Below are 22,794 nucleotides of genomic sequence, written 5' to 3' on the forward strand. Positions count from 1 at the left end.
GGGGGGGGGGGGGGCGGGGCCGGGGCGCCCGGGGGGGGGGGGCCGCGCCCCCCCCGGCCGCGGGGGGGGGGGGGGGGGGGGCCCCCCCCGCCCCCCCCCCGGGGGGCCCCCCCCCCCGGGGGCGCCCCCCACCACGGTGGCGTTCAGCGGTCGAAGACCTCGCGCTTCCAGGCATCGCGGCTGGTGAGCTCCGGCAACGCGGCACGGTAGCGCCGGCGCAGCTCCGGCCACGCCTTGGCGATCTCACGGTGCTGTGCCACCGCGTGCTTGATCATCGAACGGAACAGCTCCGGGTTGCGGCGCCGGAACGTCACCCCGCGTCCGTCTGGCGTGGAGACGGTGGCCGAGTCGAGCTGGGACAGCACGAACCACTGCGCCTGCCGGGACGGGATGTTGCGCTGGGGCACCATCTGGTGCTCCGGGTTGGGCGTCCGCAGGTTGTGCAGGACGCTCCGCGCGAGGCCCTTGGCGATCGGGATCTTGCGTGTGGGCGGTGGCGGGAACACCTGCGCCGCGAGCGCGTCGAGCTCCGACAGCGGCACCTGGGTGGCCGAGTCGAGCGGCCTGCCGTCGTCGTACCTGGCGCGCTCGGCACGCACCTCGCCCAGCACCGTCGACAGCGTCGGGAACAGCGCCTCCGGGCCGGCCAGGAAGTCGCGCAGGGCCATCGCCTGCAGTGCGACCGCCGAGTACTCCATCAGCAACAGGTGGCGCAGCGTGCGCTTGAGCGTGTCGCGCAGCAGCGCCTTGGGGCTGTCAGGCCCGTGCAGCGCGGCCGCGACCAAGCGGTTGCGGTAGTGGAAGTAGGCCTGCCAGTCGCTCGTGTCGTCCTTCTCGAGGAACGACATGTGCCAGATCGCGATCCCCGGCACCGTGGCCGTGCGATAGCCGCGGCCGCGGGCCCGCAGGCCGTACTCGGCGTCGTCCCACTTGATGAACAGCGGGAGCGGCATCCCGAGGTCCTCGGCCACCACACGCGGGATCAGGCACATCCACCAGGCGTTGTAGTCGACGTCCGTGCGCCGGTGCAGCCACGGCGTCTGGCGCAGCGGGTACTCGGCCAGGTCGTGGTGCGGCTCGGTGCCGGGCGCGTTGCGCCACAGGAAGGCGTTGCGGTCGACGACCTCGCCCATGGTGGACAGCTGCGAGCGGGCCTGCAACGACAGCATCTGCCCGCCGACGAGCATCGGCTCGCGGGAGAAGCGGGAGAACGCGATGGCCCGCAGCACCGAGTCGGGTTCGAGCAGGATGTCGTCGTCCATGAAGAGGATCTGCTCGCAGTCGGTGTCGAGCGCCTCGTACATCGCGCGCGCGTAACCGCCGGACCCACCGAGGTTGGGCTGGTCGATGATCCGCAGCTTCTCGCCGAGCACCGCCGCGGCAGCCTCGAAGCCGGGCTCGTCACGCACCTTCTGCGTTCCCTGGTCGGCCAGTATCACCGCGGTGACGGCCTCCAGCACCAGGGGGTCCTCACCGATGGCGGTGAGGGTGGCGACGCAGTCGGCGGGCCTGTTGAACGTCGGCATGCCGATCGTGACCGCGGCCCGGCCCGCGGCCTTCTCCGCCGCGTACCAGCCGCCCGAGTGCAGCGTGAGGTCGTCGGTGTCGGTGGTGAGGTCGAACCAGTACCACCCACCGTCCTCGAACGGGCGCAGATCCAGGTCGAGGTCCAACTCCTGGCGCCTCGGCCCGGTGATGACGACGCCGCGCACGAAGATCTGCGAGCCGTCGGCCTTCGTCCGGTAGACGTCGACCCGGCCGCTGCCCTCGACCTCGAGGCGCAGGTGCACCTCGGTGAGCCGGCTCCAGCGCCGCCAGTAGCCGGCGGCGAAGGCGTTGAAGTAGGCCCCGAACGACACCTCGCTCTGCTCCGGCACCGTCAACGAGGTGCGCGAGACGACCCGTAGCCGCCGCGCGCTCACCGCCGATCCGGTGAGGTCCACCTTCCGGGTGGGCGCCGCTCCGACCGGCCCGGGCTGGGTGGTCAGGCGGATCCCGGTGCGTTCGTCCATGTAGAGCGAGCGGACGCTCATCGGGTCGCCGGAGCGCGGCATGATCACCCGCTGCAGCAGGCTGCCGGCGGCCGCCTCCCCGCTGGGCGTGGCGATCTCCTCGGCGGTCACGATCGTCTGGGTCATCGGTTCGGGCCCTGCATGCTCGTCGTCAGTCCTCAGTGCTCTCGGTGCCGGCAAGCGCCCGGCCGTCGGTGAAGTAAGGAGCGATGCGGTTGTCGAACATGGTGAGCGCCGACCCGATCGCCATGTGCATGTCGAGGTACTTGTACGTACCGAGCCGCCCACCGAACAGCACGTTCGCGTTGGCGGTCTCCTTGCGCGCGAGGTCGCGGTAGCGCTGCAGCTTGAGCCGGTTGTCCGGGGTGTTGATCGGGTAGTACGGCTCGTCGCCGGACTCGGCGGACCGGGAGTACTCCCGCACGATCACCGTCTTGTCCGTGGGGTAGTCCCGCTCCGGGTGGAAATGGCGGAACTCGTGGATCCGCGTGAACGGAACGTCCTCGTCGTTGTAGTTCATGACCGAGGTGCCCTGGAAATCGCCGGTGTCGTGGAGGACCTCCTGCTCGAAGTCCAGCGTGCGCCAGCCGAGCTCGCCCTCGGAGTAGTCGAAGTAACGGTCCAACGCTCCTGTGTAGACGACAGGGGTGCCGGCCGGGATCTGATCACGAACATCGAAGTAGTCGACGTCGAGGCGCACCTCGATGTTCGGGTGGTCGGCCATCTTCTCGAGCCACGCCGTGTATCCGTCGACCGGCAGGCCCTCGTACGTGTCATTGAAGTACCGGTTGTTGAACGTGTAGCGCACCGGTAGCCGAGTAATGATCGAGGGATCGAGCTGCGTGGGATCCGTCTGCCATTGCTTCGCCGTGTAGCCCTTGACGAACGCCTCGTAGAGCGGCCGCCCGACCAGCGAGATCGCCTTCTCCTCGAGGTTCGTCACGTTCTTCGGGTCGATCTCACCGGCCTGCTCGGCGATGAGCGCGCGGGCCTCGTCCGGGGTGTGCGACTTGCCGAAGAACTGGTTGATCAGCGCCAGGTTCATCGGGAACGCGTAAACCTGATCACTCACACGTGCGAACACGCGGTGCTGGTAGCCGGTGAAGTCGGTGAAGCGGTTGACGTAATCCCAGACGCGCTCGTTCGACGTGTGGAACAGATGTGCTCCGTAGCGGTGGATCTCAATGCCCGTCTCCGGCTCGGGCTCGGAGTAGGCGTTTCCACCGATGTGCGAACGCCGCTCGAGCATCAGGACGCGCTTGTCCAGCTCAGAGGCGACCCGCTCGGCCACGGTCAGGCCGAAAAAGCCCGATCCGACGATGACGAGGTCGTATCCCGCGTAACTCACGACTGCCGAGGGTAGCGGCGACCACACATGCGACGGGCGCCACCCTGCCCGCTGCGGGTCCGCTGCAGACACGCTGCTCCCGGCCTCACGCTCATGCGTACCCGTGCCTGCCCGCCCCCTGAGGGCCGGGCCGACTCGCCGTAACCGCGTATGACCTCGGTCACTCACGGCGAGTGCTGGGCAGGCACCTCAGGCGTACACCGCGAGGACGAGGGTGCCCACCCAGAGCAGCGCCAGCACCTGCAGGACACGGTCGGCGAGCGCGATCTCCTCCGGCTCGCCGCCGTTGCCCGAGTCGACGTCCACCGAGTAGCGCAGCACGGCGATCACGAACGGCACGATCGAGATCACCGACCAGACCGTGTTGTGCTGCTCCTCGCGGATCTCGAAGGCCCACAGGGAGTACGTCGTGATCAGCACGGTGGCCGAGAGCGCCCAGACGAACCGCAGGTACGACGAGGAGTAGCTCTCCAGCGACTTGCGGATCTTCGCGCCGGTGCGCTCCGCCAGCATCATCTCCGCGTAGCGCTTGCCGGCCACCATGAACAGCGACCCGAAGCCCGCCACCAGCAGGAACCACTGCGAGAGCGCGATGCCGGTGGCCGCGCCGCCCGCGATCGCCCTGAGCAGGAAGCCCGAGGCGACGATGCAGATGTCGAGCACCGGCTGGTGCTTGAGGTAGTAGCAGTACGCCAGCTGCACCGCGATGTAGACGGCGAGCACGATCACCAGCTGCACGCTGGCCAGGAAGCTCAACGCCAGCGCGCCCAGCAGCAGCACGACGGCCACCGACTGCGCCAGCCGGGGAGCCACGATCCCCGCGGCGATCGGCCGGTTGCGCTTGGTCGGGTGTGCCCGGTCGGCGGCCACGTCGTTGGCATCGTTGACGAGGTAGATGCCCGATGCGGCGATCGAGAAGGCCACGAACGCGATTGCGAGGTGGATCGCGATGCCCGTGGTGAACAGGTCGCCACCGACGAAGGGCGCCGCGAGCACCAGGACGTTCTTCACCCACTGGCGCGGCCGCATCGTCTTGAGCACGCCGCGGGTGACGCTCACCGGCGTGCGCGGCGGTACGGCCTGCTGCTCGGTTGGCGCGTCGGTGCTCGTCATCGGTTTCCCTTCCGGGGACGCTGTGCGGTGGAGCGGTTCGCCAGACGCCGGGCGCCGACCGCCACCGCGGCGCCTAGCACGGACCCCGCCACGACGTCGGTGGGGTAATGCACGCCGAGCACCATCCGGGACAGCGCCATCGGTGGCACCAGCGCTGCCACGAGCGGCTTGCGTAGCAGCGCCCCGAACACCACTGCCGCCGCCGTGGTGGACGTGGCATGAGCCGACGGGAAGCTCAGCCTGCTGGGCGTGCCGACGAGCACCTTCACCCGAGGGTGCTGTGGGCGAGGCCTGCGCACCACCCGCTTCACCCCGACGGACGCGCCGTGCGCGAGCGCAACGGCGGCGGTGGCCGTCACCCAGTCGCGGCGCCGGCGGCGGTCGAGCATCGCGCCCACGGCGCCGAACAGGAGCCATCCAGCGGCGTGCTCACCGAACAGCGACATGCCGCGCGCGACCCGCACGACCGGCGGACTGGCGATGTTGTCCTGCACGGCCTCCAGCAGGCGCACCTCGAATGAGGCGGGTGAGACGTCGTCGGTACCCCCGGGAATGACGGCCGGGGGGCGCGTCGGGCCAGGGCGGTCGAGGAGCTCGGCCACGGGCGGGGGCCTCCAGTGCGGCGTGGCGGGGCCTGGCCCGCGCCGGGTCAGTGCGTGTGACGGCGGCGCGGGGGTGGGCCGCCGATGCACAGGTGCGATGCGCTATCCGAGGCTGATGCTACGCCCGGTCACCTGGAGTAGCCGGGTGCGGTGTCCCCGGAGTGTCCTCGCTGCCGACTCCCGTGCTCAGAACCAGCGCTCGAGCACGAGCGCCAGGCCGTCGTCGCGGTTGCTCGCGGTGATCTCGTCCGCAATCTCCAGCAGTGCTGGATGCGCGTTCCCCATGGCCACGCCGTGGCCGGCCCAGCGCAGCATGTCCAGGTCGTTCGGCATGTCACCGAACGCGATGACGTCCGCCGCATCGACCGCGTCACGCTCCGCCACCTCCGCCAGCCCGGTGGCCTTGGTGACGTTCGGTGACGAAATCTCGACGAGCCCTCGTGGATGCGAGTAGGTGAGATCGGCCGCGTCCCCCACCACCGGGGCGAGCGCGGCCACCATGGCGTCGCTGGAGAGGCCCGGGCAGCGGACGAGCATCTTCACCGCAGGCCGCGAGACCACCTCCGAGCGGGTGACCACCGCGGCGTCGGACTCCGGCCAGGCATGGCGGTACTCGGGCTCGGCCACGAACGCCGAGGGCTCGTCGGACCCGGTGGCCCCGACCCGCTCGACGGCCAGCCCGCAACCCGGCAGGGCCACCGTGACCACCTCCGCGAGGTGCGCGAGGGCGTCCGGGCCGAGGGCGCGTGACCAGAGCACACGGTCCGCAGCGGCGTCGTAGAGCACGCCGCCGTTGGAGCACACCGCGAGACACGCCACCCCGAGCTCCGCCACGACCGGCGGGATCCAGCGCGGCGGCCGCCCGGTGACCAGTACGAAGCCCACTCCGCCTGACACCAGCCTCTTGATCACGGCGGCGGCGCGCGCCGAGACCCGATCGTCGGGATCCAGCAGCGTGCCGTCGACGTCGGTCGCGACCAGTCGGGGAGCCTGCACGACGTCCAGAGTACGGACACGGCGCCCACGGACCGCGTTTCTCGCCGGAGGAGCCCGGAAGGCGCAGACGGGGTGGAGCGGGTCAGGCCGGCCCCAGCTCGGTCCGCAACCGGACGACCCCGCCCCGGATCATGTCCGCGTAGCCGCCCGGGGGTAGATCCGGCAACGCGGCCTCCGCACCGGAGAGATGCTCCAGCGCCGCCTGCCGGTCCCCGAGCTTCGCGTGGTCGGCGGCGAGGTTCAGGTGCAGCGACGCGAGGAAGCCACGGACGGACAACCCCTCGTGGTAGCGCCGCGCCCGCTCGTCGGTGAGCCGCTCCGCCGCGCGCAGCGCCACCTCGTCCCAGGCCAGCTCCTCGCGCGGGTCGTCCTGGACATCGGCCGCGTAGTGCGCGAGCGAAACCACGTGCAGGGCGTCGCCCTCCTCCCCGAGGTCGGCCCAGACGGCGGCGAACGCCTCTCGCGCACCCTGCCGGTCGCCCGCCACCGCGCGCTCCTGCGCGGCGACGATCCGCGCCATGACCGGATCCGGAACGGGGTTTCCCCCGGTCACGACCGCACCGGCATCAGCAGCGACACCGACCGCGGGGAGCGGACCACCAGTGGGCTGATCGGGCCGTCCAGCGAGAGCAGGAGCTGCCCCTCTCCGCCCGCGTCGAGCGCCTCCAGCAGGAACTCGCGGTTCACAGCGACGCCCTCCCCGTCGGCGCCGACCGCGATCCCGTCCGGGCCGGGGCGCAGCACCGCGACCTCGTACTCCACGCCGTCCGCGTCACGGCGCAGCGTGCGCGTGGGGGCTGCGGCGAGGGCGGCGCGCAGAGCGGCGTCGACCGGCACCGCCCGGTCGTGCTCCGGGACGAGGCGGCGGTAGTCGGGGAACGCGTCGGGGATCAGGTGACCGGTCAGCTCCTCGGCACCGGCTCGCACACCGATCGTCGCGCCGTCCACGGTGATCACAACGGTCCCGGTCTCCGGGAACCGGTCGGAGAACGGAGCCGGAACGACGGCACCGACGGCAGGCCCGTCGAGCGCGATGACGGGCACGGAGGCGATGGCCAGCCGGTAGCGGTCGGTCGCCACGAGGGTCACGGCATCGGCGGTGACGTCCAGCAGCACACCGCCCAGCACGGGAAGATCGGGATCCGAGCCGACGGCGAACCGGACGGCGCGCAGCGCGGCGGCCAGCTCGGGGCCTGCGACGGTGACGGTGGTCGGGGACATGGGTCGCTCCTCCTGCTCGATCAGTGACCGGACCGAGGAGAGCGCGCGGCGGGCCTCGACGAGCCCCTGCTCCAGTTGGTGCAGGTGCGCGGCCAGCAGTTCGTCGACACCGGCGGGATCGTGCCGGCGGGCCAGCAGCTCGCGGATCCCGGCGATCGGCATCCCCACCCGGCGCAGCACGGCGACCAGCCGGGCGACGACCACCTGCTCGGGTGCGTAGGAGCGGTAGCCGGTCCGCTGATCGACGTGGGCCGGCACGAGCACCCCGGCACCGTCGTAGAACCGCAGGGCACTGACGCTGAGGCCGCTCTCCCGGGCCATCCGCCCGATCCCGCGCAAGCTCTCCACGATCAGCGACCCTCGTGTCTCGACATGGTCGAGAGTCAACCGCGCACGGCGTTCAGTTCCGGCATTCGCTCCACGAGCTCAGCAACGATGTTCGCTCCACAGGTTCCGCTCGGCAACGATGTTCGCTCCACAGGTTCCGCTCGGCAACGATGTTCGCTCCACAGGTTCCGCTCGGCAACGATGGTCGCTCCACAAGTTCCGCTCAGACCCGAACCACCTCCAGGCCCCCGATCCCCTCCACCGGACCGAAGTCGTCGTCCTGCGTCACGACGGGCAGGCCGCGCGAGGCGGCGACGGCTGCGATCCACAGATCGTTGACGTTCAGCCGGCGACCGCTCTGCGCGAGGTGAACCCGCATGCGCGCCCACATCAGCGCGGCACGCTCGTCGATGGCCAACAGTTCGATGTCGGCAACAGCATCGAGAGTGGCCAGCCGGCGCGCTCGCACGTCCACGTCGGCTGCGGCCAGCACGCCCGCCTGTAGTTCGGCGACCGTCACCACGGAAACCGCCGCCTCATCCGGGATCCGCTGTTCGTCCAGCGGGCGCCCACTCTCCGCCGCGATGAACACGCTGGTGTCCAGCAGCCCTCTCATCGGATCGGTCCGAGGTCGTCCGTCGTCTCTCCGGCGAGCCGCGCGAGATCGGCGCGTAGCCCCGGATCGGCCTGGGCACGCCGCAGTCTGGCCACCAGGTCGTCACGCCTGATCCAGGATCGCCGGGCGCGCTGGAGCGGCACGAGCTCGGCCACCGCTCTGCCGTTGACCGTGATCGTCAACCGCTCTCCGGCCTCGACCCTGCGCAGCAGACCCGCTGTGTCGTTCCGCAGCTCACGGGAGGCCACCATGTCGTCCGACATGCTACGACCGTAGCACTCGTGTAGCCGCATGTAGCCGCACGCCAGGGGGTACGCCGGGATCGTGAGCGACGCCCGTGCCACCGTCCGCGCGCTGCTCGGTCGCGCGGGCACCACCTACGCCGAGGACGCCGGGATCCGGCTGCACGACACCCCCGCGCCGCTCTACCGGCTCCTGGTCCTCTCGGTGCTGCTCTCCACCCGGATCCGCGCGGAGATCGCCATCAAGGCGGCGCGCGAGCTCGCTGTCGCCGGGATGGGAACGCCGGAGAAGATGCTCGCCGCGTCGTGGAAGCAACGGGTGGACGCGCTCGGGAGCGCGGGCTACAGGCGCTACGACGAGAGCACCGCCACGGCCCTCGGGAAGGGCGCGGAGCTGGTGCAGTCGCAGTACCGGGGCGACCTGCGGCGGCTACGCGACGCAGCGGAGGGCGATCCGGCGCGCGTCCGCACGGCCCTCACGACGTTTCCCCGGCTCGGGCCGGTCGGCGCCGACATCTTCTGCCGGGAGGCTCAAGACGTCTGGCCGTCGCTGCGGCCCGCCTTCGACGGGAAGGTGCTCGACGGGGCACGCGCACTCGGCCTGCCCACCGACCCGGATGAGCTCTCCCGGATCGCGCCGGGCGCCGAGCTCGCGCCGCTCGCCGCGGCGCTGGTGCGGGTGGCGCTCCACCGTGAGCTCGCCGAGGAGATCACCCGGGCGACCTGAGCACCGTTGGGGACTCGCGGGGTCAGAGGATCGCTACCGCCACCACCAGGCCCAGCGCGAGGTGCGCGGCACCCACCACGTACGCCTGGGGGCTGATGCGGTCGGCCGCCAGCACCGCACCGATGTCGATGCCCGTGATCCACTCCAGCAGCCGCACCCCGCCGACCTGGGCGATGATGCCCACCAGGCCGAAGATCAGCGATGCGAGCAGCCCCTCGACCAGCAGGCCGGAGGACGTGTAGATCGCGACCACCACGATGAACGCCATGCTCACCATGCCTGCGGCGGTGACGATCACCGCGTTCGGCTTGCCGTCACGCACGAGGCGGTTGAGCTTGCCCGGCGTGGTGATGTCCACGCCCCAGAAACCGACGAGCATGAGCAGCACGCCGATCACCGCATATAGCAGGATCGCGCCGATCCCCCGTCCGACCACCGAGAAGAACCCCGGATCGATCTGGGCCAGCGTCACGAGAACCTCCAGGGAGCGTCAGGATTCGGGGATGCGGTGCGGGACGAACGCGGCCCCGTCGTCGGTCACCAGACCGACGGTCTCTCGGATGCCGAGCCCGGCCGCGGAATCGCCGACGATCCAGGCACCCAGCGCGGGCCGGAAACCGTCGAACTCGGGGAGCGGGTCGAAGAGCTGGTAGACGTACCCTTCCTCGCCGTACACGCCGCCTGTCTGGTGCTCCATGCCCGGCGCGACGATCGAGATGTTGGCGCCCTCACGGCCGAGGCGGGGCTTGCGGACGTACTCGGTGAGAAGGCCCGGCTGGTCGAGGTGGGCCGGCAAGAGGTTGGGGTGCCCGGGGTACATCTCCCACAGCACGGCGAGCAGCGCCTTGTTCGACAGCAGCGTCTTCCACAAGGGCTCGACCCAGAGCGTCTCGGGGAGGCTGCGCAGAACGTGTTTGCCGAACTGGTCGGACAGCACCCACTCCCAGGGGTAGAGCTTGAACACCGCCCCCATCGGCGATTCCTCGAGGTCGACGAAGCGGTCGAGCGCGACGTCCCAGCCGATGTCCTCGATCGCGAGACCGACCGTGTCCAGACCCGCCTCGGCGGCCGTCTCCTGCAGGTAGCCGACCGTGACATGGTCCTCGCCCGTCGAGTCGCCACTCGACCAGGTGAAGTACACGTCGTCGGCGGGCAGGCGGCTCTTGATCATGCCCCAGCGCTCCACGAGCTTCTCGTGCAGCGAGTTCCACTGGTCGTCGCCCTCGTGGGTGTCCTTCAGCCAGTTCCACTGCAGGATCGACGCCTCGAGGAGCGTGGTGGGGGTGTCGGCGTTGTACTCCAGCAGCTTCGCCGGGCCGCCGCCGTCGTAGCGGAGATCGAACCGGCCGTAGACGTGCGGGTCGCTGCGCTTCCAGGACGCCGCGACGCCCTCCCACGCCCACTCCGGCAGCGCGAAGTCGCGGAACCGCTCCGTGGTGACGACGTGGTCGACGGCCTCGAGGCACATCGAGTGCATGACCTCGACGTCGGCCTCGAGGGAGAGGATCTCGTCCATCGAGAAGACGTAGTGCACCGACTCGTCCCAGTACGCCCGGGGTGCGCCGCCCTCGCCGCGGCCGGGCGTCCCGTACACCATTCCCTGGTCGCGGACCGTGGTCTCCCAGTCCGGCCGCGGCTTCCCCCTGCGCCGTTCCATGTGCGTCCGTTTCCGCCTATGAGCCGCTCGAGCCGCGGTTCGAGACGCCGAAGCCGCCGCGTGACACCGAATCGCTCCCCGAACCGGCAACGGTCTTCCCGGACGGCGTGGAGATCCGGGTGCCCGACTTCGGCACCGTCGCGGTGCCGCCGCTCACCGGTTGGCCGATGTTGCCGCTACCGCCGTAGTTGTAGCGGTACTGGCGGCCGCCGCCGCCGATGAAGATCGGGTACGGGATGATCCCGCCCCCGGCGTGGTAGTTGGTGCCGGAACTCGCCGGCGTCGCGCAGTTGGCGTCGTCGACGACGACGTTCGTCTCCTCGTCGACGCAACGGGCCTGCACGTCCTCGTCCGGCTGTGCGACCTGGTAGCCGATGGCGATCAGCGCGACGATCCCGACCGTGGCCCCCGCACCGATCAGGATGCGTTTGCGCTTCTTGCGCGAGCGCTCGGCCTCCTCGGCCTCGCGGCGCTCGGCCTCCTCCTTGCGGCGCGCGGCCTGCTCGCGCGCGCGGCGCTCGGCAAGCGTGGGTTCGCGCGGAGTGGTGGACTCGTCCTGGAAGCGCATGCGCCCGGTGGGTCGCTCGGGTGACCCCTCGGAGCGCTCGGGGGACTTCTCAGAGCGCTCGGGTGACTCGTCGGGCTCGCCGCCGCCGGGACTGTTGTCATTCGTCGACATGCGATCCCCCTCGGCCGTACCAGTCCGCCGTTCACAGTCTCCCCTGCGCGCGCACCGTACCGGGACCACGCTCAACGGCAAACGTTGACGTTCGCAGCACGCCACCGACCGATGGTCGCGCAGTGCCTTACGAGCTCTTGGTGTCACCAGAGGTAACGGCATGATGACGCCCGACATGGACCGACTCCTCGCCGCTCCCCACCGGCCCACGAACCATGGCGCCGGCGCCGTGCGTCCCGCGCCCCCCCGTACCAACGGTGGGCCGCGCGTCGCACCTTCGTGGAACCCGGGCCGACCCACTGTCCCCGCCCCGGGCGCAGGCGTTCCCCCGCGCGCTGTCCCCGGCCCGGCCGTCGGCGCTCCCCCGCGCGCCGTCCCTGCCCCGGGCATCGGTGCTCCCCCGCGCGCCGCCCGCCACGTCTTCCCCCCGCCGCAGCCCTCCGTGCCTCCCGTGCCCGCCGACCGGCGGCCGCCCCGCACACCGGCCGACCGGCCGCCGCCGCCCGCGGTGAACGCCTCCCGCCCCTTGAAGCAGCTGCCTGCGCGCCGGATCGTGATGGGCGTCCTCATCGGCGCGCTCACCATGTTCGGGGTGGCCACGCTGGACACCTTCGCCGGCGCCACGGTGCCCGTCCTCGGCACTCTCGCGGCGCTGCCCGGGGTCGCGGGCGAACGGGACATCGTGGAGGTGCCTGCTCCGCCTTCCACTCCCGGCACCTGCCTGATGTGGACCCGCTCGGACGCCGCCGACACCAAGGTCGTCGACTGCGCCCAGCCGCACCTCTTCGAGCAGGCGGGCTCGGTCGCTCTCGTCGACCAGGCCACGCTGCCCGACGACCGGCAGTGGCGTCAGCTCGTCAACGAGCGGTGCACCCAGCTCGTGCTCGACTACATGGGCGGGAAGTTCGATCCCGACGGGCGTTACCGGGTGGGCGCTCTCAAGCCGTCCCCCACGAAGTGGGCCGAGGGTGACCGCGAGCTGCGTTGCGGGCTGCAGAGCTCTTCGCGCTCCGGTGCGCTCTACCCCCTGGCCGGCCGGGCCGCCACGTCGGACCAGTCCGCGGTGCACGACCCCGGCACCTGCCTGGCCATCGACGGCCGCACGATCGGCGACCCTGTTGACTGCGCCGGGCCGCACGCGGTGGAGACGGTCGGCATCGTCGACCTCTCCCAGAAGTTCCCCGACGCCTTCCCCGCCGTGGGCGACCAGGACGCGTTCCTGCAGCCGGAGTGCGGGCGGATCGCCAACGAGTACGCCGGCAGCGCCGACGTCATCGCGGCCAAGAAGCTCACCGTGTACTGGGACAACCTCACCGAGGACTCCTGGAAGGCCGGCACCCGCAAGGTCAACTGCAACCTGGCCGCCCTGCTGCCCGACCGCAGCGGTTTCGCACCCGTCACCGGTCCGGTCCGGGGCGAGGTGGTGGTCGGCGAGAATCCCGCTCCACCGGCATCCCAGGTCCCCGGTCCCGGAGTTCCGGCACCCAGCACCACGGTCCCGGTCGAGCCGCCCATCGACGGGCCGCCCAACGAGCAGCCGCCACCCAACGGCGAGCCCAACGACGAGCAGCCGCCCGTCAGCCAGCCGCAGGCTCCGCCGCAGCCGACCGAGCAGCCCGACGTGAACACGCCGGCCCCGCCGGACCCACCGAGGGTCGACACGCCGACCCCGCCCAACCCGCCGGTCCCGACCACTCGGCCCGACACGGGGGCGTGAGGGCCCGCACCCGGATGGAGATGACGCGCCGGCGGTTCGAGGAAGCGGTCGCCGACGCGCTGGACTCGATTCCGCCACAGCTGACCGCCGCGATGGACAACGTCGTGGTGCTGGTGGAGGACCGCAACCCCGAGGAGCCCGAACTACTGGGGCTCTACGAGGGTGTGGCGCTCACCGAGCGCACCTCGTCGTACGGCGGGGTGCTGCCGGACCGGATCACGATCTACCGGGACGCGATCCTCGACGTGTGCGACGACGTCGACGAGGTGGTGCACGAGGTGGCGGTCACCGTGGTGCACGAGGTCGCCCACCACTTCGGGATCGACGAGGAGACGCTGCGCGAGCTCGGCTGGGGCTGACCTGCCCGGCCCGTGCGAAGAGCGAGCTTGCGAGCGAATCAAAGTCACGGCGCCCTCGCGAAACGCCGACCGAACACAGCCAGGGAGTGCGAAGAGCGAGCTTGCGAGCGAATCAGTGTCACAGCGCCTTCGCGAAACGCCGACCGAACACAGCCAGGGAGTGCGAAGAGCGAGCTTGCGAGCGAATCAGTGTCACAGCGCCTTCGCGAAGCGCCGACCGAGCGCAGCGAGGGAGTGCGAAGAGCGTCAGCGGGGCGCGCCGCCCGCGGTGACGTCGCCCGGCACGGGCGGAGCGCTGTCCCAGTGGTCCAGCGCCCAGCCCCCGGGCATCGCGGGGTCAGGGACCAGCACCACGAGGCCGGTGTTCGGGACGTACAACGTCTCCGCCGTGTCGCCGAGCAGCGCGGCGGCCGCCAGCCGGATCGCCGCGCCATGGCTCACGAGCACGACGTCACCGTGGGCGCCGTCGGTGATCCGCTCGACGACCGGCAGGTACCGGTCCCGCAGATCATGGGCCGACTCGCCGCCGGGCAGGCGCGCGTCCAGGTCGCCCTTCCACCACGCGCCGTAGACCACGTCGAACTGCTCACGGGCCTCCCGGTCCGACCGGCCCTCGAGGTCGCCGATGAAGATCTCGTGCACCCCGTCGTGGACCACGACGTCGAGACCGTGCGCGGCCGCGATCGGGGCGGCGGTCTGCTGGGCGCGGGTGGCGCGCGAGGCGTGCACGGCGGTGACCGGATGCGTCGCGAGCCGTTCCCCCGCCGCCTGGGCCTGGCTCAGGCCGAGGTCGTTGAGCGGCGCACCCGGAGGCACGGAGTCGAGCTCGCGGCGGACGTTGGCGTCGGTCTGCCCGTGCCGGACGAGCACGAGGCGTAGAGGGCCGGGGTTCACGCCACGTTCCCGGCGCGCAGACCGGCGAGCCAGCTCTCGGCGGCGGCGAAGGCCGCGGGGTCCGCCTCTCCCACAGGTCCGGGCGGTGATGTGGAGGCCGGTGCGGAGTTGCCGTTGGCCGCCCGCGGGTAGGAGCCGAGGAAGCGAACCTGGTCGCACCGGCGGTGCAGCGCGGCGAGCGCCTCGCCCATTGCCGGCTCGGCGACGTGCCCGGAACAGTCGAGGTGGAACCAGTACTCGGCGTGCCGGTGCTTGATCGGCCGCGACTCGATCCTGGTCAGGTCGATGCCCCGCACGGCCAGCTCGGTGAGCAGGCCCAGCAGCGCACCAGGCCGGTTCTGGGTGGTGGCCGCCAGCGTGGTGCGGTCGTGACCGGTGGGCGCGGGCGGTGGGCCGGGGGGCGCGACCAGCGCGAACCTGGTGACGGCACCGGGGTTGTCGGCGATGTCGTCGGCGAGCACCTCGAGCCCGTGCTGCTCCGCCGCGATCGGGGCGGCCACGGCCGCATCGAACTCCCCGCGGGCCACCTGCGCGGCAGCCTCGGCGGTGGAGGTGGACAGGAGCACCTCGGCGTCGGGCAGGTTCGCGGCGATCCACCCGCGCGTCTGAGCGATGCCATGGGTGTGGGAGGCGACGGTGCGGATGTCGCCCGCCTTCGTGCCCGAACGCACCATCAGCGCGAACCGGACCTCGACCAGCGCCTCACGGGCGATCACCAGCGGCGGGTCGGCGACCAGGCCGTCCAGCACTGCGGGCACCGCGCCTTCGACGGTGTTCTCGATCGGGACGCAGCCGGCGTCGACGGAGCCGTCGCGAACGGCTGCGAGCACGGCCGGACTTCCCGCGCAGGGCACCAGCACGGCGCCGACGGACTCAGGAAGTGACCGCAATGCCTGTTCGGTGAAGGTGGCGTGCGGTCCGAGGAACGCGAGTCGGGGCACGAGAGACCACCCTACTGTCCTTACGTGGGTGGGATCACGTCCGCCCGGTGCCGATCAGGCCAACAGGCCGAGACCGGCAAGCTGGACTCCGGGCACCGGTTCCGGGTCGGCCCCGCAGCGCCACAACAGCCCGCGCACAGCGGAGACGGACTTCTCGGACAGACCGCCGACCTCACCCGCCAGCGCGTCACCGTCGGTGCTCTCCAGCGCCGCACGGACGTCGCCACCGGTCAGCGCCCTGGCGACGGCGGCAACGAGGTTGAGCAGTCCGTGCTCAGCGGGCGTCGTCTCGCTGCGGACGACGTGCCGCACTCCGAGAGCGGTGAACCCGCGCCCGGTCTCGACGACGACGCGTACGAACTCCTCGATATCGGAGACGGACGGGATGTCGGAGGCGCGCGGTCCGCCGCAGCGCAGTTTCGGCGCGCAGCCGTGGGTGGCCACCCGGCGCACGGCGGTCAGCCACGCCCCGGTGCCCACCGGCTCGGCCACCGACGGCCGTCGCGGCTCGACGACCGCGACGACGTCCTCGGGCACGAACTCGGCCACCCGCTCGAGCCAGATCGCGTCGACGTCGGGCGGCGCGGCCGTCTCGACGGTGCGCGGGGTGAGCAGGCTCGACCGGGAGAAGACCGTGGACAGCGCCTTCGGAACCGCGCCGAGCCCGGTGTCCACCACCAGTGACAGCTCGACGGGCCGGGAGGGGGCCGATCGCGCCAGCTCGGCAACGAGCACAGAAAGTCGGGAGACCGGGCAGACCAGCTGCCCGACGAGCCCTCCGTAGCGACCATCCCTGGCACTCAGGTACCGCGACACCACCTCGTCGACACCGGGGGCAACCGACCGTGGCTGCAGCAGACTGGTGTCGTCGACGAGCTGGGCGAAGAGCGGTGGGATGGCCCATGGGGTAACACCAGCCGCCGTCGTCACGGGCACAGACGCTAACGGGTCGCCTCTTACGGCTTCACAACGGCTGCCGGTTCGCGCCTGCTGGACATCCACAACTCGCGAACGCTAGCTTAGGCTCACCTAACTCGGAGGTGACTTCGTTGGTATCCACCCGGCTGCGACGCCCACCGGCCCCCACTGATGCCGAGCGCGCTCGCAGCGTGGTCGCCCGCGGTGGCGTGGCCTTCCTCGTCGGCACCGGTGCACCGGAGACGGCACCCCTCGTGCACCACGTGCGCGCCGACGGATCCGCGGTGCTGCTGCTGCGCGACGACGACCCGGTGCTCGACCGGATCCGGGAGGCGCCCAGCGGGGAGAGCCCGGCGATGCTCGAACTCGCCGACCACGCGCCGGTCAACCTCCGCGAGCCGGTGCGCGCACTGCTCTGGATCACGGGACGGCTCCGGCTGCCGGATCCCTACTCGGCCCGCCGGATCGCGCTGCAGGTCGCCGACACACGCCCGCATCCCGACCTCCTGCTCCTCGGCCACGGCGCCACTCTGGTGCGGCTCAATCCCGGCTCCGCCGTCCTGTCCGACGCCGAGGGGAGCGCCGCGCTTGCCCCTGTCGAGCTGGCCGGGGCCCGTCCCGACCCGTTCTGTCGCTACGAGCGGCACTGGCTCGTCCACCTCGAAGAAGCGCATCCTGAGGTGCTCGCGATGCTCGCCCGCCACCTGCCGCCCTGGTTGCGCGACCTGCGCAGCTCGCGGCTCCGTCCGCTCGGGGTGGATCGCTGCGGCCTGCGGCTGCGGGTGGAGACCTCCGAGGACAACAGCCGCCGATCCGACCACGACGTGCGCCTGGCGTGGCGGGAAGAGGCCAAGACCGTGGACGACCTTCGCGTGCAGATGGGGTTGCTGATCAGCTGCCCGTTGCACGGCGACACGGACGCCGGCTCTAGCTGACCGGCGAGCGGCCCACCCGCACGCGCTGGGTGACCCGGTGCTCGGCAACGAACGAGGCGAACGGGATGGTGCCTGCCACGAGGATGAGCAGCGCGTCGAGCGGCTTCCACCGGCACCGCTCCGCCAGCAGCAGCGTGAGGACGATGTAGGCCATGTAGAAGAAGCCGTGCATCATGCCGACCACCGCGACGAGCTGCGGCTGACCGAAGAAGTACTTGAGCGGCATCGCGATGAGCACGAGCACGAGCAGTCCGACGCCCGTGACCCACGCGGCCACCCGGTAGTTCCGTAGAGCGGTCTCGATCGACACGAACGTCCTTCGTCAGTGGGGGTCAGTCGCCCGCGTCGCGGGCGGCCAGCTGAGCCAGCATCTGGTTGTACTCGGCCAACGCGCGGTCGTCCCGCTCGTCGTCCTCCGTGACCACGGGCGGGGGCACCGACGCGGGTCGCGGCGTGAACGGCGAGGGGCCGTCGGGGATGACGGGCCGGGGCTCGGGGCTGCGGAGCGCGGGGGCGTCGGGCACGACGGCACGCTGCTCCTCCGGAGCGGCGGGGGCGGTAGGGCCTTCCGCGGCCTCCTGCAGCCTCGTGGCCTCCATCCTGAGCATCCGCCACCACATGGCCCCGAAGAAAAGGGCGAACACCGGCCACTGCAGCCCGTAGCCGACGTTGAGCGCCGAGCCCATCGCCGAACCGGCGCGATGCCATTGCCAGGCCGACAGGAACCCGCACGTGACCATGGCGCCCAGGGTGAGCACGTGCCACAGCATCCAGCGGGGGGAGAGAGCCAGCTGTCGCACGCAGGTCAGCTTACTCGCCGGGTACCGTCCGCCATCGTGTCCAGCCTCAGCTCGACGGCAGCCGGGCGGTGGCTCTCGCCGCCGTCGCCGGTGACCGCGCCGATCACCGACCCGCGGCTGCGCCGCCTTGTCGGCACCGAGGTGCTCGTCGTCCTCACCGTGACGCTCGGGCTGTCGGCGCTTCGCAGTGCATTGAGCCTGATCGACGCGGTGCTGCAGCCGGTGCCACTCAACCAGCAAGAGGTGGCGCTGAACGCGCCGCAGGCCCAGGCCGGGCTCGTCGACCTCGCGCTGCAGCTCACGCGGGTGCTGCAGCTCGTGGGCTGGGGAGCGCTGGGCGCCTACCTGTTGATCCGGGCAGGCGTCGCACTCCGCGACGTCGGGCTGGACCGCCGCCGACCAGGACGGGACGCGCTCGGTGCCGCCGGGCTGGCCGCACTGATCGGCGTGCCCGGCCTGGGTCTGTACCTCGTGGCGCGCGCGATCGGAGTGAGTCTCACCGTCGAGCCGTCCACGCTGGGAGACACCTGGTGGCGGCTGCCCGTGCTGATTCTCTCGGCCGCTGCGAACGCCTGGGCCGAGGAGGTGGTCATGATCGGCTACCTCATCACGCGGCTGCGCCAGCTCGGCTGGTCGGAGAACCGCTCGCTCGTGGCCCAGGCGCTGCTGCGCGGCAGCTACCACCTCTACCAGGGGCTCGGCGGCTTCATCGGCAACATCGTCATGGGCCTGGTGTTCGGCCGGATCTGGCAGCGCACCAATCGGCTCTGGATGCAGATCGGCGCGCACACCCTGATCGACGTGGTCGCCTTCATCGGCTACGCCGCTCTGGCCGGCAAAGTGGGCTGGCTGCCGTGACGGCGGCCTAGCTGGGCATTACACCTAGCGCAGGGTGACCTGCTTGCCGGCCAGCGCATCGCGGGCCCGGCGCTCGGCGTCGGTCAGCGATGTCTCGTCGGCGAGCGCCTCGTCGAGCCGCACGGCGAACGCGGCCGCGGGTGCCGCCCACTCCTTGGGGTGCAGCTCCCGATCGAGGTCCCACACCGGCACGAGGATCCCGTGGGCACGGAAGACGCCGGCGAAGCGCGCGTCCTCGGTGAGTGCGAGCTCGCCGCGGGCGTGCAACCTGGCCATGGCCGCGAGCAGCTTCTCCTCGGGTTCCGGACGCACCCAGCGCAGGTGGGCCTTCGACCCGGTGTCCACCCAGTAGGCGGAGCGCACGCCGTCGGCGACCACCGCCTCCGTCGGCATGATGACCGAGTTGGCCCGCTCGAGCGCGGCCGTCACGTCGGCTGCGGGCTCCGTGCCGTCCTCGGACGGGACGACCCACCACCCGAAGTCGGTGTGCAGCGTGAGGTCCAGGGTGGCCTCGGGGTCGAGCAGATCCTGGAGCCGGACGAGCTCGCCTTCGCCGAGCCCGGGACCGACGACCGGGAGCGCGCTGCCCGGTTCGGCAGCCTGCGCCCAGCGCAGCGCCTTGCCGAGGTCGGCCGACAGGTCGCCCGAGCGGGTCTGCACCTGCATGCCCAGCATGATCGTGCCGTCCGGACGGACCAGCGCGGCCGACGCACCCGGCAGAACCGTCGTGAGCGTCACTGTGACGTCTGACGGCTCCCGCAGCGGCAGCGGCGCTGTGGCCGACGGCAGGAACTCCCGCATCGCCACCAGGTCGCACTCCGCAGCCAGGCCGTCGAACGGCCGCAGGACGATCACGTCGTCCCCTGCGCCGTGACATGCCTTGTAGCGCTTCCCGGAGCCGCAGGGGCAGGGACGGCGCGGGTTCTCGCCGGCCGGCGCGTCGGTGTTGTGCTGCGTGGTGCCCTCGCGAGAACGGGCACGTGTCTTCTTGGCCATGGTCCCCCTGACGCTAGCGAATACGCCCCACGCTGTCCGTTCGCCGTGCCGTCGCCGACGCTGCCACGGGTGGACGGTCATCGGCCACGCGATAGCTTCTCGCGCGACGGCCCGACGCCGGCCGCCGGGGCCGACTGGGAGGTTCTGCTGCATCCGTTCGATCCGGGCGACCCGCACTTCCTCGCCGACCCGTACCCGGCCTTCGCGGCGCTGCGCGCGCTCAGTCCCGTGCACGCCCATCCGCTGCTCGGCATGCCCGTCGCCGTCTCGCACGCCGCGTGCTCGGAGCTCCTGCGCAGCCGCAACCTCGGCCGCATCTGGGTCGACGCCAAGCCTGCCGACGATTTCCCGGCCTTCAACCTGCTGCACCGCAACTCGCTGCTCGAGCGGGAAGGCCCGGCGCACGACCGGCTCCGCACCCTCGTGGCAGGGGCGTTCAACCGAGGCCACACGGCCCGGCTCGAGCCGTGGGTGCGTGGGCTGGCGCACCGGCTGGTGGGTGAGCTCGCGCAGCGCATCGCGGCCGACGGCAGCGCGGACCTCATGTCGGGTGTGGCCGCCGCGCTCCCGGTCCAGGTGATCGCCGAGCTGCTCGGGGTGCCGGAGCCGGAGCGCGGGGCGCTGCGGGGCTGGTCGAACGCGATCGTCACGATGTACGAGCCGGATCCGGGGCAGCAACGCAGGATGGCCGCGGAGCAGGCCGCCGCCGACTTCGTCGACGCCTTGCGCGGGCTCGTGGCTCATCGCAGGACGCATCCGGGCGACGACCTCGTGACCGATCTCGTCGAGGCGGACGTCGACGCGGACGAGCTGGTGGGCACCGCGGCGTTGCTGCTCATGGCGGGCCACGAGGCAACCGTCAACGTGATCGGCAACGGGGTGTTGGCGCTGCTGCGCCACCCGGCCCAGTGGCAGCGGCTGCTGGAGGACCCGGGGCTCGATGCGACGGCCGTGGAGGAGCTGATCCGCTACGACCCGCCGCTGCAGCTGTTCGAGCGCACGGCAGTGGTCGACACGACTGTGGCCGGGCACCCCGTGCCGGCCGGCACCAAGATCGCCGCCCTGCTGGGGGCGGCGGCGCGTGATCCGCAGGCGTTCGACCGGCCCGACGAGCTGGACGTGGGCAGGCGACGCAACCCGCACCTGGGCTTCGGCGCCGGGGTGCACTACTGCCTCGGTGCCCCGCTGGCCAGGTTGGAGGTGATCGCCGCGCTCGACGCGCTCCGGGCACGGCTTCCCGGTATGCAACTCGCGAGCGAACCGGTGCGCCGCCCGGACTTCGTCATGCGCGGGCTGCGCGAGCTGCGGCTGGCGGCCTGACGCTCAGCACGAGCTCCCGGCGCCGGGGCCGGACCGGCGCCAGCAACCGCGTCAGCCTGGTGACCAGCCGGGCCGTGACGGCGGCGGTGACCGCGGCCAGCACGTCGAGCACGGCGTGCAGCACGACCCCGTCGGCGTCGGCCTGAACACCGCTGCGCAGCGACCACAGCAGCACCACGGCGGTGAGCACGACGCTGCCCACCCACAGGGCCCACCAGGCCAGCAGGAGCCGCGACGGGCGCGGGCGCAGGTCGGCGGGCAGCTCCAGCGCGCTGTGCTCGATCTCGCTGAGCACCGAACCCGGCACCGAGAGATTGATCCCGGGAATGAGCCAGCCGAGCACGATCGCCCTGGTCGAACGGGACGGGCGCACGCCGGCTCGTTCGGCGGCCGCCTGCGAGGCCCGCACCGACCAGAGAATGAGCAAGGCGCCCGCCACCACGGTGAGGATCGGCGCAACGGTGCCCGCGGACCCGACGAACGCGTCGGAGGCCGCCACGGCGTCCGCGGAGAGCGCCTCGTTCCGGCTGGCCAGCAACAGGATGTAGCGCCACACCTCGGCGCCCGCCGCGAGCAGCGCCACCGCGACGGTGGCCCACAGCAGCGGCACGAGGGTGCCGAACGCCGAGCGGGCGCGCTGCAGGGGACCGGGCCGCGGCGGCGTGTCCGGCACCGGCGGTTCCCACCTCCGCGGAGGGAATCCCCAGCGCGGCAACGACCGGTAGCGCGGCGGCCCGGAGTAGCGCGTGGGGATACGCGGGGGCGGAGCAGGCGCGGCGGGAGCCGGCGGCTCGGCCACCCATCGCAACGCGGCGAGATAACGACCGCAGTACGGACAGAACGGGCCGTCCCCCGCAGGCGCCCGGCGGCCGCACCGTGGGCACGGCGGCCCGAGTGCCTGTGGGGGCGCGGACGGAGGCACGGGGCTAGTGTCGCGGAAACGAGGTCGTCTTACCCGCCTCCGGAGCCCAGGCGGCGCCTCGCGGCGTTCTCGTCGGCGCCGATACAACAGCGGTATCGGCGCCTCCTCCGCCTTGCGAGGCATCCGCCTGGACGCCGGATCCGGGCAAGGAACCTCGTTTCCGCGACACTAGATGATCTCGGGATTGCCGTTGTCGGAGACGATCGTGCGACCCTGCGCCGCCCAGGACTGCATGCCGCCGTCGACGTTGACCACGGGGTAGCCCTGCCCCGCCAGGTAGGCGACCACGCGTGAGGAGCGCCCGCCCGAGCGGCACACGACGTAGAGCGGGTCGTCGTCGGGCAACTCGTTCAGGCGGGCTGTGAGCTCGGACATCGGCAGGTGCCGCGCGCCGGGCGCGTGCCCGGCAGCCCATTCGTCGTTCTCCCGGACGTCGAGCAGCGCGGCGTCGACGGGGAGATCCGCCACCGAGACCGCCGGGACGGCTGGACCAGTCATGACCCTCATCCTGCCACGCGCGGCGTGACGATCCGGTCAGGCGAACGGGACGAGGATGGCCCGATCGGGTGCGCGCACCCACTACGGTCGGATCTC

The 22,794-nt window shown here is 71.8% G+C and carries 26 protein-coding genes; 6 read left to right on the forward strand and 20 right to left on the reverse strand.

What is annotated here, in order from left to right:
• Positions 1 to 143: 143 nt before the first annotated feature.
• From MMF94_RS33755 to MMF94_RS33795, 9 genes are all read right to left on the reverse strand, one after another.
• Entirely contained in the window at positions 144 to 2,138 is a 1,995-nt protein-coding gene (locus tag MMF94_RS33755) for a glycosyltransferase (protein WP_241041506.1), read from the reverse strand.
• A 25-nt stretch (positions 2,139 to 2,163) separates the two neighbouring features.
• Positions 2,164 to 3,360: a UDP-galactopyranose mutase gene (gene glf / locus MMF94_RS33760; protein ID WP_241041507.1), complete on the reverse strand. Its 1,197-nt coding sequence runs from the start codon at positions 3,358 to 3,360 to the stop codon at positions 2,164 to 2,166.
• Positions 3,361 to 3,549: 189 nt separating this feature from the next.
• A complete protein-coding gene (locus MMF94_RS33765; protein WP_241041508.1) occupies positions 3,550 to 4,473 on the reverse strand; it encodes a decaprenyl-phosphate phosphoribosyltransferase in 924 nt (307 codons plus the stop codon).
• Entirely contained in the window at positions 4,470 to 5,075 is a 606-nt protein-coding gene (locus MMF94_RS33770; RefSeq protein WP_241041509.1) for a phosphatase PAP2 family protein, read from the reverse strand. The genes MMF94_RS33765 and MMF94_RS33770 overlap by 4 nt, the downstream gene beginning before the upstream one ends.
• 186 nt (positions 5,076 to 5,261) lie before the next feature.
• Positions 5,262 to 6,071: an HAD family hydrolase gene (locus tag MMF94_RS33775; RefSeq protein WP_241041510.1), complete on the reverse strand. Its 810-nt coding sequence runs from the start codon at positions 6,069 to 6,071 to the stop codon at positions 5,262 to 5,264.
• Between the two features lie 82 nt (positions 6,072 to 6,153).
• Positions 6,154 to 6,591 carry a hypothetical protein gene (locus MMF94_RS33780; protein ID WP_241041511.1) on the reverse strand — a complete coding sequence of 146 codons (438 nt, stop codon included), beginning with the start codon at positions 6,589 to 6,591 and terminating at the stop codon, positions 6,154 to 6,156.
• A 29-nt stretch (positions 6,592 to 6,620) separates the two neighbouring features.
• A complete protein-coding gene (locus MMF94_RS33785) occupies positions 6,621 to 7,679 on the reverse strand; it encodes a DNA polymerase III subunit beta family protein (RefSeq protein ID WP_241041512.1) in 1,059 nt (352 codons plus the stop codon).
• 163 nt (positions 7,680 to 7,842) lie between these two features.
• On the reverse strand, positions 7,843 to 8,235 hold the full coding sequence (locus tag MMF94_RS33790) for a type II toxin-antitoxin system VapC family toxin (RefSeq protein ID WP_241041513.1): 393 nt from the start codon (positions 8,233 to 8,235) through the stop codon (positions 7,843 to 7,845).
• Entirely contained in the window at positions 8,232 to 8,498 is a 267-nt protein-coding gene (locus tag MMF94_RS33795) for a type II toxin-antitoxin system Phd/YefM family antitoxin (RefSeq protein ID WP_241041514.1), read from the reverse strand. The genes MMF94_RS33790 and MMF94_RS33795 overlap by 4 nt, the downstream gene beginning before the upstream one ends.
• Before the next feature lie 61 nt (positions 8,499 to 8,559).
• Here MMF94_RS33795 and MMF94_RS33800 point away from each other — a divergent pair, with 61 nt between their 5' ends.
• Positions 8,560 to 9,204 (forward strand): endonuclease, encoded by a 645-nt coding sequence (locus tag MMF94_RS33800; RefSeq protein WP_241041515.1) that lies wholly within the window; start codon positions 8,560 to 8,562, stop codon positions 9,202 to 9,204.
• Between the two features lie 22 nt (positions 9,205 to 9,226).
• On the opposite strand, the gene MMF94_RS33805 is transcribed toward MMF94_RS33800, so the two are convergent.
• From MMF94_RS33805 to MMF94_RS33815, 3 genes are read right to left on the reverse strand one after another with little or no spacing between them, the layout of a single operon-like run.
• Complete coding sequence (locus MMF94_RS33805; RefSeq protein WP_241041516.1) at positions 9,227 to 9,676, reverse strand: DUF350 domain-containing protein; 450 nt, start codon at positions 9,674 to 9,676, stop codon at positions 9,227 to 9,229.
• An 18-nt stretch (positions 9,677 to 9,694) separates the two neighbouring features.
• Positions 9,695 to 10,861 carry a glutathionylspermidine synthase family protein gene (locus MMF94_RS33810; protein ID WP_241041517.1) on the reverse strand — a complete coding sequence of 389 codons (1,167 nt, stop codon included), beginning with the start codon at positions 10,859 to 10,861 and terminating at the stop codon, positions 9,695 to 9,697.
• 16 nt (positions 10,862 to 10,877) lie between these two features.
• On the reverse strand, positions 10,878 to 11,540 hold the full coding sequence (locus tag MMF94_RS33815; RefSeq protein ID WP_241041518.1) for a hypothetical protein: 663 nt from the start codon (positions 11,538 to 11,540) through the stop codon (positions 10,878 to 10,880).
• 451 nt (positions 11,541 to 11,991) lie between these two features.
• Between MMF94_RS33815 and MMF94_RS33820 the strand changes: the two genes are divergently transcribed.
• Complete coding sequence (locus MMF94_RS33820; protein WP_241041519.1) at positions 11,992 to 13,257, forward strand: septum formation family protein; 1,266 nt, start codon at positions 11,992 to 11,994, stop codon at positions 13,255 to 13,257.
• A gap of 14 nt (positions 13,258 to 13,271) precedes the next feature.
• Positions 13,272 to 13,616: a metallopeptidase family protein gene (locus tag MMF94_RS33825; protein ID WP_241041520.1), complete on the forward strand. Its 345-nt coding sequence runs from the start codon at positions 13,272 to 13,274 to the stop codon at positions 13,614 to 13,616.
• A 246-nt stretch (positions 13,617 to 13,862) separates the two neighbouring features.
• Here the strand turns inward: MMF94_RS33825 and MMF94_RS33830 are convergent, their stop codons facing one another.
• The 3 genes from MMF94_RS33830 to MMF94_RS33840 are packed head-to-tail and all read right to left on the reverse strand — an operon-like array spanning position 13,863 to position 16,381.
• Positions 13,863 to 14,510: a histidine phosphatase family protein gene (locus MMF94_RS33830; RefSeq protein WP_241041521.1), complete on the reverse strand. Its 648-nt coding sequence runs from the start codon at positions 14,508 to 14,510 to the stop codon at positions 13,863 to 13,865.
• On the reverse strand, positions 14,507 to 15,451 hold the full coding sequence (pheA, locus tag MMF94_RS33835) for a prephenate dehydratase (protein WP_241041522.1): 945 nt from the start codon (positions 15,449 to 15,451) through the stop codon (positions 14,507 to 14,509). The genes MMF94_RS33830 and pheA overlap by 4 nt, the downstream gene beginning before the upstream one ends.
• Positions 15,452 to 15,505: 54 nt before the next feature.
• Positions 15,506 to 16,381 (reverse strand): hypothetical protein, encoded by an 876-nt coding sequence (locus MMF94_RS33840; protein ID WP_241041523.1) that lies wholly within the window; start codon positions 16,379 to 16,381, stop codon positions 15,506 to 15,508.
• Positions 16,382 to 16,500: 119 nt separating this feature from the next.
• Here MMF94_RS33840 and MMF94_RS33845 point away from each other — a divergent pair, with 119 nt between their 5' ends.
• On the forward strand, positions 16,501 to 17,304 hold the full coding sequence (locus tag MMF94_RS33845) for a DUF2470 domain-containing protein (protein WP_241041524.1): 804 nt from the start codon (positions 16,501 to 16,503) through the stop codon (positions 17,302 to 17,304).
• On the opposite strand, the gene MMF94_RS33850 is transcribed toward MMF94_RS33845, so the two are convergent.
• Together MMF94_RS33850 and MMF94_RS33855 are read right to left on the reverse strand one after the other, a co-directional pair.
• Positions 17,297 to 17,614 carry a DUF3817 domain-containing protein gene (locus MMF94_RS33850; RefSeq protein ID WP_241041525.1) on the reverse strand — a complete coding sequence of 106 codons (318 nt, stop codon included), beginning with the start codon at positions 17,612 to 17,614 and terminating at the stop codon, positions 17,297 to 17,299. The two genes, MMF94_RS33845 and MMF94_RS33850, sit on opposite strands and share 8 nt — an antisense overlap.
• 22 nt (positions 17,615 to 17,636) lie before the next feature.
• Entirely contained in the window at positions 17,637 to 18,104 is a 468-nt protein-coding gene (locus MMF94_RS33855; RefSeq protein WP_241041526.1) for a hypothetical protein, read from the reverse strand.
• Between the two features lie 36 nt (positions 18,105 to 18,140).
• Between MMF94_RS33855 and MMF94_RS33860 the strand changes: the two genes are divergently transcribed.
• Positions 18,141 to 18,962 (forward strand): CPBP family intramembrane glutamic endopeptidase, encoded by an 822-nt coding sequence (locus MMF94_RS33860; protein ID WP_379660340.1) that lies wholly within the window; start codon positions 18,141 to 18,143, stop codon positions 18,960 to 18,962.
• Positions 18,963 to 18,986: 24 nt separating this feature from the next.
• Here MMF94_RS33860 and MMF94_RS33865 read toward each other — a convergent pair whose 3' ends face one another.
• The gene (locus tag MMF94_RS33865) at positions 18,987 to 19,958 is read right to left on the reverse strand and encodes a DUF5926 family protein (RefSeq protein ID WP_241041527.1); all 972 of its coding nucleotides are present in this window, start codon (positions 19,956 to 19,958) and stop codon (positions 18,987 to 18,989) included.
• A 147-nt stretch (positions 19,959 to 20,105) separates the two neighbouring features.
• Between MMF94_RS33865 and MMF94_RS33870 the strand changes: the two genes are divergently transcribed.
• A complete protein-coding gene (locus MMF94_RS33870; protein WP_379660347.1) occupies positions 20,106 to 21,278 on the forward strand; it encodes a cytochrome P450 in 1,173 nt (390 codons plus the stop codon).
• Here the strand turns inward: MMF94_RS33870 and MMF94_RS33875 are convergent.
• Together MMF94_RS33875 and MMF94_RS33880 are read right to left on the reverse strand one after the other, a co-directional pair.
• On the reverse strand, positions 21,241 to 21,951 hold the full coding sequence (locus MMF94_RS33875) for a DUF4328 domain-containing protein (RefSeq protein ID WP_241041528.1): 711 nt from the start codon (positions 21,949 to 21,951) through the stop codon (positions 21,241 to 21,243). The genes MMF94_RS33870 and MMF94_RS33875 overlap by 38 nt on opposite strands.
• A 417-nt stretch (positions 21,952 to 22,368) precedes the next feature.
• Positions 22,369 to 22,698, reverse strand: coding sequence for a rhodanese-like domain-containing protein (locus tag MMF94_RS33880; RefSeq protein ID WP_241041529.1), 330 nt, complete (start codon positions 22,696 to 22,698; stop codon positions 22,369 to 22,371).
• Positions 22,699 to 22,794 lie beyond the last annotated feature (96 nt).

Source organism: Pseudonocardia alaniniphila (genome assembly GCF_022524485.1).
In the GTDB taxonomy this organism is placed as follows: Bacteria; Actinomycetota; Actinomycetes; order Mycobacteriales; family Pseudonocardiaceae; genus Pseudonocardia; species Pseudonocardia alaniniphila.